Genomic DNA, 13,044 nt, shown 5'->3' with positions numbered 1-13,044 from the left:
TCGCACCAACTACGACGGCGGCGCGGCGCCTTTGGTGCGAAAGGTGCCGCGCCGCCGTCGTGCGCCTGGCTGGAAACTACCCGGCTGGCTGCGCCTGGCGTTCCGCCGCCTCGACCACGTTGGTCATAAGGAGCGCAACCGTCATGGGGCCGACGCCGCCGGGGTTGGGCGAGATCCAGCCGGCCACCTCGGCAGCGGCGGGATCGATGTCGCCGTGGACCCGGCTCTTGCCGGTTTCGGGGTCGGTTTCGCGGGTCACCCCGACGTCCAGCAGCGCCGCGCCAGGCTTCACGTCGGAGGCCTTGACGATGTGCTTGACACCCGCGGCACCCACGATGACATCCGCCTGCCGCAGGAGTTCGGACAGGTTCTTCGTGCCCGTATGCGTCAAGGTCACGGTGGCGTTCACGTCCCGCCGCGTGAGCAGCAAACCGATGGAACGGCCGATCGTGACGCCGCGGCCCACTACTACGACATGCTTGCCCGCGAGGCTGTAGCCGTTGCGCTCCAGCAGCTCGATGACGCCGCGGGGCGTGCACGGCAGCGGCGAGGTGATCTCGGTGTTGACGTTGAGCACCAGCCGGCCAAGGTTGGTCGGGTGCAGGCCGTCGGCGTCCTTGGCGGGATCGATGCGCTCCAGGATGGCGTCCGTGTCCAGGTGCTTGGGCAGCGGGAGCTGCACGATGTAGCCGTGGCAGGCAGGGTCCGCATTGAGTTCGTCAATGAGGGCCTCCACCTGCTCCTGGGTGGCATCTCCCGGAAGCTCGCGCTGGATCGAGTTCATCCCGATCTGCACAGACTGCTTGTGCTTCATGGAGACGTAGAGCTGCGAGGCAGGGTCTGCGCCCACGAGCACAGTGGCGATGCCGGGGGTGACGCCCTTGGCCTTGAGTGCGGCCACGCGTTCGGTCAGCTCGGCCTTGATGGCGGCAGCGGTGGCCTTGCCGTCAAGGATCTGTGCGGTTGTGGTTTCAGCCATTGGTCACCACTGCTCGTGCTGGGGGTAGAGCGGGAAGTCGGCTGCCAGCTTGTCCACGCGGGCCTGCAGGGCCTCGACGTCGGCGCTGTTGCCTGCCTTGAGCGCGGTGGCGATGATCTCGGCGACCTCGGTGAACTCGTTGGCTCCGAAGCCGCGGGTGGCAAGGGCGGGGGTGCCGATGCGCAGGCCGGAGGTGACCATCGGCGGGCGGGGGTCGAAGGGCACGGCGTTGCGGTTGACGGTGATGCCTACGGAGTGGAGGAGGTCCTCGGCCTGCTGGCCGTCCAGCTGGGAGTTGCGCAGGTCCACGAGCACCAGGTGCACATCGGTCCCGCCTGTGAGGACGGAAACGCCTGCTTCTGCCACGTCGGCCTGGTTCAGGCGGTCGGCGATGATCCTGGCGCCTTCCAGGACGCGCTCCTGGCGCTCCTTGAATTCCTGGGTGCCGGCGATCTTGAAGGCCACGGCCTTGGCGGCGATGATGTGCATCAGCGGCCCGCCCTGCTGGCCCGGGAAGACGTTGGAGTTCAGCTTCTTGGCCCACTGTTCCTTGGCCAGGATCACGCCGGAGCGGGGACCGGCCAGGGTCTTGTGCACGGTGGAGGTGACGACGTCGGAGTGCGGCACCGGGGTTGGGTGCAGGCCAGCGGCCACCAGGCCGGCGAAGTGTGCCATGTCCGTCCAGAGCAGCGCGCCCACTTCATCGGCGATGGAACGGAAGGCGGCAAAGTCCAGGTGGCGCGGGTAGGCGGACCAGCCGGCGATGATCACCTGCGGCTTTTCCTTGATGGCCTGCTCGCGGAGCTTGTCCATGTCCACGCGGAAGGTGTCTTCCTCCACCTGGTACGCCGCCACTTCGTAGAGCTTGCCGGAGAAGTTCAGCTTCATGCCATGGGTCAGGTGCCCGCCGTGCGCCAGGGACAGGCCCAGGATCTTGTCGCCGGGGTTGATCATGGCGGAGAGCGCGGCAGCGTTGGCCTGTGCACCGGAGTGCGGCTGGACGTTCGCGAACTCGGCGCCGAACAGGGCCTTCACCCGGTCAATGGCCAGCTGCTCCGCAACGTCAACGTATTCGCAACCGCCGTAGTAGCGGCGGCCGGGGTAGCCCTCGGCGTACTTGTTGGTGAGCACGGACCCCTGCGCTTCCATCACGGCGCGGGGAGCGAAGTTTTCGGAGGCAATCATTTCCAGGGTGCCGCGCTGGCGGCCAAGCTCCTGGTCCAGGACTGCGGCGATTTCGGGGTCGAGCTCGGCCAGCGGCTGGTTGCTGACGGCTGTGGTTGAGGTGGCTGTACTGGTCACGGAAACTCCTGGTGAGGGATGAAGGCACTGCTTAGGTCAGGCTACCGGCTGGCGCACTTTCCTGCCCTGTTGGTGAACGGGCGTGAAAGCGCGGGAATGGCACTGCGGCACTGACGCGGCGCAGCCCCACTTCCGGCAAAACATGACCCTCGGCCCAGGCGTACGATCCGTGGTCTTCGTGATTGCCGCTCCCTGGTGGTTCGCCACCCAACGCCAGTTGCGACCTTCCCAGCCTACCAAAACGGCTGCCTTCCGCGCGGGTAGGCTTGTACGCGTGAGTGAACAGCAGCTGAACCAAGCGTACGTAGTAACCCTGTCCTGCCCGGACCGCCCCGGAATCGTCCACGCCGTGGCCGGCGCCCTGCTGGTGGCAGGCTGCAACATCACCGACTCACAGCAGTACGGCAGCCCCGCCACGGGAAACTTCTTCATGCGTGTCGAGGTGGTGACAGCTGCCTCCGCGTCTGAGCTCCGTGCAGCCCTTGAGCCCGTGGCCGAGGCGTTCAACATGCAGTGGGGCCTCAACGCCGTCGGGCAGAAGGTCCGCACCCTGGTGATGGCCAGCACGTCCGCCCACTGCCTCAACGACCTGCTGTTCCAGCAGTGTTCCGGCACCCTGCCCGTGGAAATCCCCGCCATCGTATCCAACCACCAGGACCTCGCCGGACTGGCCGAGTTCTACGGCATTCCCTTCCACTACATCCCCGTGACCAAGGACACCAAAGCGCAGGCCGAAGACAAGCTGCGCGCCCTCATCGCCGAGCATGACATCGAACTGACCGTCCTGGCCCGCTACATGCAGATCCTGTCCGACGAACTCTGCACTGAACTGACCGGCAAGGCCATCAACATCCACCACTCATTCCTGCCGTCCTTCAAGGGCGCGAAGCCATATCACCAGGCACACGCCCGGGGCGTGAAGCTGATCGGCGCCACGGCCCATTACGTCACCGCTGCCCTGGACGAAGGCCCCATCATCGAGCAGGAAGTCATCCGCGTGGACCACGCCCGGACGCCCGAACAGTTCGTGCAGATGGGCCGCGACGTGGAGGGCCGCACTTTGGTCCAGGCGGTGCAGTGGCACGCCGAGCACCGGGTGCTGCTGGACGGCAACCGGACTGTGGTTTTCAACTAAACGGACCCCCGCCCCCTCCCCCAACTAGGTAGCAGCAAGTGTCGTTTTGGACCCCCATAACGACACTTGCTGCTACCTAGTTGGGGAACGACGGGAGGCGGTCACAATGGTGCACCCGGGCTACTGGGCGCAGGGGTGGCTTAGGGTGTTGCCATGGCTCCCCTGTACCCCTTTGCCGGCACCACCCCGGCCGTCCATGAATCAGCTTTCGTCGCCCCCACGGCCACGATCATCGGCAATGCCACCCTGGGCCCGGACTCCAGCGCCTTCTACGGTGTCTCCGTCCGCGCCGACACCGCAGCCATAAGCGTGGGTGCGGGCAGCAACCTGCAGGACAACGTGGTGCTGCACGCCGACCCCGGCTTCCCCTGCACGGTGGGCGAACGCGTCAGCGTGGGGCACGCCGCCGTCGTCCATGGCTGCACTGTGGAGGACGACTGCCTGATCGGTATGGGCGCAACCATCCTCAACGGTGCGGTAATCGGCGCCGGCTCGCTTGTGGCGGCCGGCGCCGTTGTCCTCGAGGGAACAGTGGTCCCACCCCGCTCGCTCGTGGCGGGCGTCCCGGGCAAGGTCCGCCGCGAACTCACCGGGGAGGAGTACGACGGCGTGCGTGCCAACGCGGCGCGGTATGTCGAGTTGGCCGCGAAGCACCGGGAGATGCACGCAGGCTAGTCCAACGAAATGGGGCCCATCTCGTCCAGGAGGTCGCCCGGTCCCGGGTTGTCCGGCGCCGAAGCTCCACCCAGGTGCTGGACGACGCCCCAGACGGCGTTCAGCCCGGTGGTCACCGCACCTTCCGCCCAACCGGCAGTGAACGAAACGTCGTCGCCGGCCAGGAAGATGCCGCGCTGGGATTCAGGCAACCTGTCCTGCTTGAAGTGCGTGAACAGCCGCTGCTGGTAGCGGTAGTGCCCCGGCAGGTTCGCTTTGAAGGCGCCCATGAAGTTGGGGTCGGCCTCCCAGGACACCGTGATGGGCTGCCCCACGATGTGGCTGGCGATGTCCACGCCCGGGTAGATCTGCTCAAGCGAGTGCAGCATGAGTTCCACCCGTTCGTCGGCGTCCAGGGCCAGCCACTTCAGCGCGTCGTCGTTCCAGGTGTAGGACAGCAGGATGACCGCGGGCTGGTCCGGCCCATTGTCCAGCAGGTAGGTGGCCCGGTTCAGCCGGTCCGTCAGGGTCATGGACAGGACCTCGTTCCCGGTCTCCGGGTCGATGTCCTTCCAGAACGGACGGTCCACCATCACGAACGTCTTGGATGACTGCATGTAGTGCGAGCGCTCCATGGCGGTCCACAGTTCGGCGGGGAACAGCGTTTCCTCGGTGTGGATCCGGGTGGACAGGAGCCAGGACTGGCAGGTGGTGACCACGGCCGGGTAGCTGGCCTCGCGGCCCCACCGTTCGCGCACCCGCAGGTTCCCGTCGGGGTCCCGGCTGATCTTTCCCACGGCGCCGCGCGGAGAGCCGGCGTGCAGCGACGCCAGGGAGGTGCCCTCCGGCCAGTGCAACATGTCCGACGGCGCGTGCTGCCACAGTGCCTCGGGAAGCCTTTGCGCTCCCCCGCGGATAAGGCGGTGCTGGTCGTCCGCGTCCGTGTACACCACCCGCAGGATTTCCAGGATGGAGTTGGGGAAATCGGTGTCCCAGCCGCCGGTGCCGAAACCCACCTGCCCGAACGCTTCCCGGTGCGCGAACCCTGCTTTCTTAAAGGACTCGCTGGCGGCGATGAAGCCATAGAACGTCTGCTCGTCCATCAGCGGGAGCAGTTCGTTCCACAGCTCCTTGATGCGGGCCGTGTCCCGCCTGCGGATGGCGTCCTGCATCTCACCGAATTTGGCGCCGTCACTCACGGCGTCCTTCCATGCATCGGCGACTTCCCGGAAGAACGGGGGCAAATCGGAGGGCTTTTCCGCGTAGTGCTTCTTGCCGGCCAGCTCGATCACCGTGCTGGACGTGGCTTCGGCGAGCGGGTTCGGAAAGTCCTGGGTTTCCAGTCCCAGCAGGTCCACGTAGTGGTAGAAGGCCTTGCCGGAAACCGGGAAGCGCATGCCGCCCAGGTCCGCCACCACTCCCGGGGCTGCCGGGAAGGCCTCCGTCCGCAAGCGCCCGCCGATCCGGTCGGCCTCGTACACCACCGGCCGCAGCCCGAGCTTCATCAGTTCGTATGCGGTGACCAGCCCGGACAGTCCTGCCCCGATGACCGCCACCTCAGTACCCAGCAGTTCCTCGGGCACTGACCCCAGCCCGTCCGGGTGGGCGAGGTAGTGGTCGTAGCTGAACGGGAAGTCCGGGTTGAGCATGGTGATGGGAGCCGTCTGCTCTTCCGGACGGCGGCGCCGCGCGTCCTCCGTGAGCGTGGAGGTGCTGGACGGGTCGGAGGCCGGAAGTTCGGTGGCGATGGTCATGGAATGTCTGCCTTATGTTCGTGCGGTGTGGAAGGGGTGCAGGATAGGTCAGGGCTTGACGGGGCCGGGCCGTGTTGCGGCCGTGGCGGACAATTCAAGGTATTCCTCGTTGTCCAGCGCCGCCACCCTGGAGTTGCGGCGTCCGTAGCCGAAGTAGGCGGCCAGCCCCACCAGCATCCAGACGGCGAAGGTGACCCACGTTTCAGCCCCAAGGTTGACCATGAGGTAGGCGCACATCAGGGCACCGAGGATGGGCGTGAGCGGAAACAGCGGCACCCGGAAAGTCCGCTCCAGCTCCGGACGCGTGCGCCGGAGGTAGATGACTGCGACGTTGACCAGGGCGAACGCGAACAGGGTGCCGATGCTGGTGGCGTCCGCGAGCGCACCCAGCGGCACCAGCCCGGCGGTGAGCGCGACGGCGATGCCCACCAGGAGCGTGCCGGCAACGGGAGTCCCGGTGCGGCGGGAAACGCGCCCGAAAATGGCGGGGATGAGGCCGTCCCGGGACATGGACAGCAGGATGCGGGTCTGGCCGTACAGGACGGTCAAAACGATGCTGGCGATGGCCAGCACTGCGCCGGCGGCAAAGATCAGGGCAATCCAGGGCTGCCCGGTAATTTCCTCGAGGATCTTCACCAGGGCCGCCTCGGTGCCGTCGAACCAGCCCCAGGGGCGGGCGCCGATGGCTGCAACTGCCACCAGGACGTAAATGGTGGTAACGATCAGCATCGAGAGCATGATGGCGCGCGGCAGGTCCCGCTTGGGATTGCGGGCTTCCTCTCCTGCGGTGGAGGCGGCGTCAAAGCCGATGTAGGAGAAGAAGACGCGGGAGGCTGCGGCTGAAACACCGGCGGCGCCCATTGGCAGCAGCGGCTCGAAGTTCCCGGCGTTGAAGGCGGTGAACGCGACGGCGCAGAAGAAAACCAGGATACCCACCTTGACCACCACAATGGACGTGTTGATCCAGGCGCTTTCCTTGGCACCGCGGACCAGAAGGACGGTGGCGAGCACCACGATGACCATGGCGGGGATGTTGACTACGCCGCCGTCACCCGGCGGCTGCGAGAACGCATCCGGCAGCACCGAGCCGAAGACGGCCAGCGTCTCGTTGACGTACTGCCCGGCGCCGACGGCCACGGCCGCCACGGACACCGCGTATTCCAGGACCAGGCACCAGCCGCAGATCCAGGCCATGCCCTCACCCATGGTGGCGTAGGTGTAGGAGTAGCTCGATCCGGCCACCGGAACAAGGCCCGCCATCTCGGCATACGAAACAGCTGACAGCAGGGCCGCCAAGCCTGCGATGGCAAAGGAGATCCAGATGGCCGGACCGGCCAGCGGAACGGACTCGCCCAGGATCACCAGGATGCCCGTGCCCAGCGTGGCGCCCACGGAGATCATGGTCAGCTGCAGGACACCGAAACTGCGCACCAGGCGCGGACCGCCCGGCCCTGCTTCGGCTTCTTCAACCATCTGCGCGATCGGTTTGCGGCGCAGCAATTGCGCGCCAAGGGTGGGCCGTCCGGCGCCGCGGGCCGGAGCCGGGCCGGAGAGTATAGGCACAGTCATCATTGACGTCCGTTCATAGGTCGGTAGGTGGTTGGACTGGTTTCCCCTCCCCCAGCCTAGGGTTGTGAGACGCATCTCAGCTTGTGCAAAGTGACCTATAGTCTGCAGGCATGAGACGCAATGCACCATCACCCGCAGAAGCGGCAGCAAACGTGCCCGCCCAATTGGATGCCGTGACCCTGGGCCAGTTCCTGGCAGCGCTCCCCGCTGGCGTGGTGGTGCTGCACGACGCCGGCAACAGCCGGGCGCCGCTGCGCTGGGTGGAACCCAGCGAACTGGAGGATCCCACGCCGTACCTGCTGGACGGCGAGTTCGTGCTGACGGCGGGCCTGCCGTTCCGCAGCAACGGGCAGGATCACGACGGCGGCACGGCCTCGGGCAGCGCAGGTGCGCGCGGTCAGGTGGCCGGGGCCGACGATTACGTCCGGAGGCTGGTGGGAGCGGGGGTTGCGGCACTGGGAGTCGGCCTGGAACCGTACTTCACTGCGGTACCCGATGACATCGTCCGTGCCTGCCGGGAGCACGGCCTGACCCTGGTGGAGGTGCCCGCCAGTATCCCGTTCGCCGCGCTCGGGCTCGAGTTTTCCAAACTCCTGGAGTCCGGTAACGCCCAGGTGTTCCGCCAGCTTGCCGAGACCAACCGCCACCTGATGCGGGCCGTTCTGTCTGCGCGGCCGGAGCATGAACTCCTCGCAGCGCTGACCCAGCGGGTTCCGGCCTGGGCTGTCCTGGTCGGCGCCGATGGGAGGGTCCGTGCCCGCGCCGGCGCCGCCGTCGAGCCTTCCGCCCTCCAGCCCCTGGTCAAGAGGCTCCTCGCGGGAAGCGGGCCGCGGGTGGAAACCGAGGCGTTGGACGAGTCCGGCTCCGGCATGGTGTTCGGTCACCCGCTGAGGAGTAGCAGGGATGCCACGCTTGGCGGCCTGGTGCTGGGAACTGACAAGCCCTTGAGCCCGGCCCAAAACAGCGTGGTTTCCTCCGTGGTGGGCCTGCTGGAACTTCTGGTCCGGCAGCGAACCAGCGGCTCCCTGGCGCCCAGCCAGCTGGCCACCGCCCTCTTGCTGCATCCTGAAAGCCTGGCCGGTGCCAGCAGCAGGGAGCTGAACAGCATGCGGGACCTGCTGGCCCAAAGTGTGGGCGGCACACGCACGGGTCCGTTGCGGGTGATCCAGGGCGTTCGCACGGATGCGGCGGACACCCCGGACGGACCGGTCCGGGAACTGCTGCAGTGGCGGCGGCTGTTCGATACCAAGATGGTGGAGCTTACCGGCTACGGCTTCGCAGCCGTGACCCGGCTGAAGGTGGATGACCAGTTGCTGGCGGAGGTGGAGCAGCTGGGATGGCGGCTGGTGGTTGGCCAGGCTGCCGAACTGCCGGGGCTGGCAGACGCTTACCGGAAGGTATCCGCCCTGCGTCCCCGGGTGCTGGCCACAGGCAGGACGGTCCGTGAAGAGGACCTGACGTGGTCCGTCGCCGGACTGCTGGGGGGCGATGCGGGCGCAATGCTGGCTGCGCGGCTGCTGGCACCGGTCCTCGGGCAGGAGACGGGCCGCCGGGACAACCAGCTTCAGCTCCTGCGCTCGTGGCTGGGCGCCAACGGCAACTGGGACGCCACCGCCAAGGACCTGGGCCTGCACCGCAACAGTGTCCGCCGCCAGGTCAATGCCCTGGCGGAACTCCTTGACCTGGACCTCGGACTGGCGTCAACGCGGGCGGAGTTGTGGATTGCCCTTGAGTTTGTTGACGGTGTCCGTTGACGGGCAGCGCGCTGCCGTTCACGCCTCCCAGGTGCGGTAGACGTCCGGCCTCCGCTCGTCCAGGTAAGGTACGGCGGCCCGCTCACGGCGGACGGACTCCCGGTCCACCTTTGCGAACAGCAACTGGGGCTCGCCACCGGCTGCTGCCAGGAGCCTTCCGTCAGGTCCGGCAATGACGCTGCCGCCCAGGAACCTGCAGCCGTCCTCGATTCCCGAATGGTTGGCGTAGGCGATGGCAAGCTGGCTTTCGAGGGCCCGCGCCCGCAGCAGCACTTGGGGTACGTCGTCGAACCCGTGGGCCAGGGCTGTAGGCACCAACAAAAGCTCGGCTCCGCCCGCTGCCGCTGCCCGCACCGCTTCCGGAAATTCCACGTCATAGCAGATCACCATGGAAGTGGGGACGCCCTTGAAGTCCACGACGGCGGGGCGCTCTCCGGCGGGCGCAAAGGCCGCCCGCTCGTCAGGGCCGAACAAGTGCACTTTGCCGTACTCCAGCAGCACGGTGCCGTCGGCGTCCAGCAGGGTTGCGCTGATTTGCCAGTCCCCTTCCGGGCTCACGCGCGGCAGGCTGTACACGAGCCCGATGCCGTTGTTGCGCGCGATGTCCGCCAGCTTCCGGCGGAGCACAGGCAGGAGGGCAGGGTCCAGCTGTGCACGGACGGGTATCGGGGCGTACCCGACAGGAAAAAGCTCCGGGGTCACCAGTACGTCGGCGCCGGCTGCGGCAGCCTCGCGGGCAGCAGCATCCACAGCGGCGCAGTTGGCCTCAGGATCAAGGACCTTGGAGTTTGCCTGCAGGAGTGCCAGCAGCACCGCTACCACCTTCCATCATCGGACGCGTCCCGCTATCGGGTTTCAATGACCAGCGTAACCACCGGCCGCGGCGGCGCCGCGGGTCCATTTGCACCACGTCCAGCCGCCTTCCGGCCGGAACATCCTGCGTCTACTTCTCCCCTCCGAGTCCGCTTATGCGTTAACTTCTTGACTCCAAGACGAGAAATAGGGCAATGTTCTTAGCATGCCCGCAATCCCGCGCTCAACGAGGAGCAAGCCGAAGAATCCCGGTTCACAGTCCGCCCTGCGGCAGCTGAACCAACAGCGGATTATCGAGAGCCTGATGGGCGGGCCCTCCACGCAGGCCGAGCTGGCCCGGCAGACCGGCCTGTCCACCGCCACGGTCTCAAACATCGTCAAAATCATGCTTGATTCAGGCCTGGCTTCCACGGAACCGATCACCAGTTCCGGGAGGCGGGCCCTCAATGTCCGGCTCAACAGCAACGGTGCCGTCGCCGTCGGAATCGACTTCGGCCGCCGGCACCTGCGGGTCGTCCTCGCCTCGCTCAGTTATCACGTCATCGCCGAAGAATCCGTGATGCTTCCGCTCGGCCACCAGGCCGAGGAAGGCATCCAGGCCGCAGTTACCCTCCTCGACAAACTCCTCCAGGACAGCGGAGTGGACCGCTCCGCAGTGGTGGGGGCCGGCGTCGGAATTCCCGGCCCGATCGACCGCCGTACGGGCACCGTCGCACAGGGGGCTATCCTTCCGGAGTGGGTGGGGCTCAACATCCTGCAGCATCTTGAGGAGACGTTGAGGATCCCCGTGTTTGTGGACAACGACGCCAATCTTGGCGCCTGGTCCGAGGTCACGTGGGGGCAACACACCGGCGTCAGCAACCTGCTGTTCCTGAAGATCGGCTCCGGCATCGGCGCGGGCCTGATCCTCAATGGCGCCCCCTACTACGGAAACGTGGGGATCACAGGGGAAATCGGCCATGCAACCATCCACGAGCAGGGACTTGTGTGCCGCTGCGGCAACCGCGGCTGCCTGGAAACCATTGCCTCAACCACCACCATGATCGAACTCCTGAGCCGCGGCGGGGACAGGCCTCTGACCCCGGCGGACATCGTCCGGAAGGCCCTTAACCGGGACCCGGCCACCCTGCGCGTGGTGGACGACGCGGGCCTTTCCGTTGGCCGCGCGCTGGGCAATGTGGCCAACCTGATCAACCCGGAGGTGATCGTCGTGGGCGGGCCGCTGGCAGGCCTTGGGGACCTCCTGCTGGAGCCCATCCGGCGCGGTTTGGTCCGGCACGCCGTGCCTGTCATCGGCGAAACCACAACGCTTGCCATGTCCTCCCTTGGGGATCGGGCAGAGGCACTGGGAGCAGCCGCCCTGGTGTTCCGCCAAGCCGGCATCCGGAAGACGTAGATCATTTCGTTATCCAGCCGTTGCGTTAAAGACTTGACGACAACTGCCGTGATCAAGTTTACTTTTGCATCAGACGGCCCTGCGCTTTGCCGGCCGGACAAAGAAGTCATTGCATTGGAGGGTTAGGGCATATGACGTCCCAGACCACGCGAGCGGAGCCGATCATCCTGGAGATGCGCTCCATCACCAAGGAATTTCCCGGAGTCAAAGCCCTTTCGGATGTGAACCTCCGCGTAAAGGCGGGGGAAATCCATGCCATCTGCGGCGAGAACGGCGCCGGTAAGTCCACCCTGATGAAAGTCCTGTCGGGGGTCTACCCGCACGGAAGCTACGACGGTGACATCATCTATCAGGGGCAGGTCCAGCAGTTCAAGGACATTCGCGCCAGCGAGCACGCAGGGATCGTGATCATCCATCAGGAACTGGCGCTGATCCCTGAACTGTCCATTATGGAGAACATCTTCCTCGGCAACGAACCCACCAAGCGGGGCGTCATCGACTGGTCCGAAGCGCGCGTCCGCTCCACGGAGCTTCTCGCCCGGGTTGGTCTGAAGGAGGATCCGGATACGCCCATCAAGGAAATCGGCGTCGGTAAGCAGCAGCTGGTGGAAATCGCCAAGGCGCTGAACAAGTCGGTTAAGATCCTCATCCTGGACGAGCCGACGGCTGCGCTGAACGAGTCTGATTCCCAGCACCTTTTGGACCTCATCCTGGGACTCAAGGGCCGCGGAATCACGTCCATCATCATTTCCCACAAGCTCAACGAAATCGAGCAGATCGCCGATTCCATCACCATCATCCGTGACGGCAAATCGATTGAAACGCTGGACGTCAAAGCGGACGGCGTGGACGAGGACCGCATCATCAAAGGCATGGTGGGCCGCACCCTGGAGTCGCGGTTCCCGGACCACACGCCGAAGATCGGCGAGGTGTTCTTCGAGGTCAAAAACTGGACGGTGGGCCACCCCAATATCCAGGACCGGCTGGTCTGCAAGAACTCCAGCTTCTTTGTCCGCCGCGGCGAGATCGTCGGATTCGCCGGACTCATGGGTGCCGGCCGCACCGAACTTGCCCGGTCAATTTTCGGCCGCTCCTACGGCCGCTTCATCAGCGGCCACATATATAAGGACGGCAAAGAGGTTGTCCTCAAAAATGTCCGCCAGGCCATCGACGCCGGACTGGCTTACGTTACGGAGGACCGGAAAACCCTCGGACTGAACCTGCTGGACGACATCAAAACCACCACCGTCGCCGCCAACCTGCGCAAGATCAGCCGCAACTCGGTGGTGGACCCCAATCAGGAGTTCACCGTGGCGGAGCAGTACCGCAAGTCGCTGCGCACCAAGACCCCGTCCGTGGAGGAAGGCGTTGCCAAACTCTCCGGCGGCAACCAGCAGAAGGTGGTCCTGGCAAAGTGGATGTTCACCGATCCCGACCTGCTCATCCTTGACGAACCCACCCGCGGCATCGACGTTGGCGCCAAGTACGAGATCTACGGCATCATCCAGCAACTTGCCAACCAGGGCAAGGGAGTCATCGTCATTTCCTCGGAACTCCCCGAACTCCTGGGCCTGTCCGACCGTATCTACACAATCTTCGAAGGCGCCATCACCGGTGTCCTGAACAAAGACGAGGCCAGCCAGGAAAGCCTGATGAAACTGATGACCTCGGCCCGCAAAGCCGCCTGA

Annotated in this window: 10 protein-coding genes; 5 read left to right on the top strand and 5 right to left on the bottom strand. The window is 65.8% G+C overall.

Going from position 1 to position 13,044, the window contains the following annotated elements; genetic code table 11:
• Window positions 1-76 precede the first annotated feature (76 nt).
• Both ACLH0K_RS05565 and glyA read right to left on the bottom strand, forming a co-directional pair.
• Window positions 77-979 (bottom strand): bifunctional methylenetetrahydrofolate dehydrogenase/methenyltetrahydrofolate cyclohydrolase, encoded by a 903-nt coding sequence (locus ACLH0K_RS05565; RefSeq protein ID WP_411375832.1) that lies wholly within the window; start codon window positions 977-979, stop codon window positions 77-79.
• A 3-nt stretch (window positions 980-982) separates the two neighbouring features.
• Complete coding sequence (gene glyA, locus ACLH0K_RS05560) at window positions 983-2,281, bottom strand: serine hydroxymethyltransferase (RefSeq protein WP_411375831.1); 1,299 nt, start codon at window positions 2,279-2,281, stop codon at window positions 983-985.
• Between the two features lie 274 nt (window positions 2,282-2,555).
• On the opposite strand from glyA, the gene purU reads away from it, so the two are divergent.
• A complete protein-coding gene (gene purU, locus ACLH0K_RS05555) occupies window positions 2,556-3,416 on the top strand; it encodes a formyltetrahydrofolate deformylase (RefSeq protein ID WP_411375830.1) in 861 nt (286 codons plus the stop codon).
• A gap of 153 nt (window positions 3,417-3,569) precedes the next feature.
• Window positions 3,570-4,091, top strand: a complete 522-nt coding sequence (locus ACLH0K_RS05550) for a gamma carbonic anhydrase family protein (protein WP_411375829.1) — start codon at window positions 3,570-3,572, stop codon at window positions 4,089-4,091.
• On the opposite strand, the gene ACLH0K_RS05545 is transcribed toward ACLH0K_RS05550, so the two are convergent.
• Together ACLH0K_RS05545 and ACLH0K_RS05540 are read right to left on the bottom strand one after the other, a co-directional pair.
• Window positions 4,088-5,824, bottom strand: coding sequence for an FAD-dependent oxidoreductase (locus tag ACLH0K_RS05545; protein ID WP_411375828.1), 1,737 nt, complete (start codon window positions 5,822-5,824; stop codon window positions 4,088-4,090). The two genes, ACLH0K_RS05550 and ACLH0K_RS05545, sit on opposite strands and share 4 nt — an antisense overlap.
• A 48-nt stretch (window positions 5,825-5,872) precedes the next feature.
• Complete coding sequence (locus tag ACLH0K_RS05540; protein WP_411375827.1) at window positions 5,873-7,393, bottom strand: amino acid permease; 1,521 nt, start codon at window positions 7,391-7,393, stop codon at window positions 5,873-5,875.
• A gap of 110 nt (window positions 7,394-7,503) precedes the next feature.
• Here ACLH0K_RS05540 and ACLH0K_RS05535 point away from each other — a divergent pair, with 110 nt between their 5' ends.
• Window positions 7,504-9,147 carry a PucR family transcriptional regulator ligand-binding domain-containing protein gene (locus ACLH0K_RS05535; RefSeq protein ID WP_411375826.1) on the top strand — a complete coding sequence of 548 codons (1,644 nt, stop codon included), beginning with the start codon at window positions 7,504-7,506 and terminating at the stop codon, window positions 9,145-9,147.
• An 18-nt stretch (window positions 9,148-9,165) separates the two neighbouring features.
• On the opposite strand, the gene ACLH0K_RS05530 is transcribed toward ACLH0K_RS05535, so the two are convergent.
• Window positions 9,166-9,960, bottom strand: a complete 795-nt coding sequence (locus tag ACLH0K_RS05530) for a nitrilase-related carbon-nitrogen hydrolase (RefSeq protein ID WP_411375825.1) — start codon at window positions 9,958-9,960, stop codon at window positions 9,166-9,168.
• A 205-nt stretch (window positions 9,961-10,165) separates the two neighbouring features.
• Here ACLH0K_RS05530 and ACLH0K_RS05525 point away from each other — a divergent pair, with 205 nt between their 5' ends.
• Both ACLH0K_RS05525 and mmsA read left to right on the top strand, forming a co-directional pair.
• Window positions 10,166-11,356 carry an ROK family transcriptional regulator gene (locus ACLH0K_RS05525; protein WP_411375824.1) on the top strand — a complete coding sequence of 397 codons (1,191 nt, stop codon included), beginning with the start codon at window positions 10,166-10,168 and terminating at the stop codon, window positions 11,354-11,356.
• Window positions 11,357-11,487: 131 nt separating this feature from the next.
• Complete coding sequence (gene mmsA, locus ACLH0K_RS05520; RefSeq protein WP_411375823.1) at window positions 11,488-13,044, top strand: multiple monosaccharide ABC transporter ATP-binding protein; 1,557 nt, start codon at window positions 11,488-11,490, stop codon at window positions 13,042-13,044.

Origin of the sequence: Arthrobacter sp. MPF02 (genome assembly GCF_046605375.1) — a bacterium.
In the GTDB taxonomy this organism is placed as follows: Bacteria; Actinomycetota; Actinomycetes; order Actinomycetales; family Micrococcaceae; genus Arthrobacter.
Note: the sequence above shows the minus strand (reverse complement) of the source record. Positions and strands in the feature narration are given on the sequence as shown.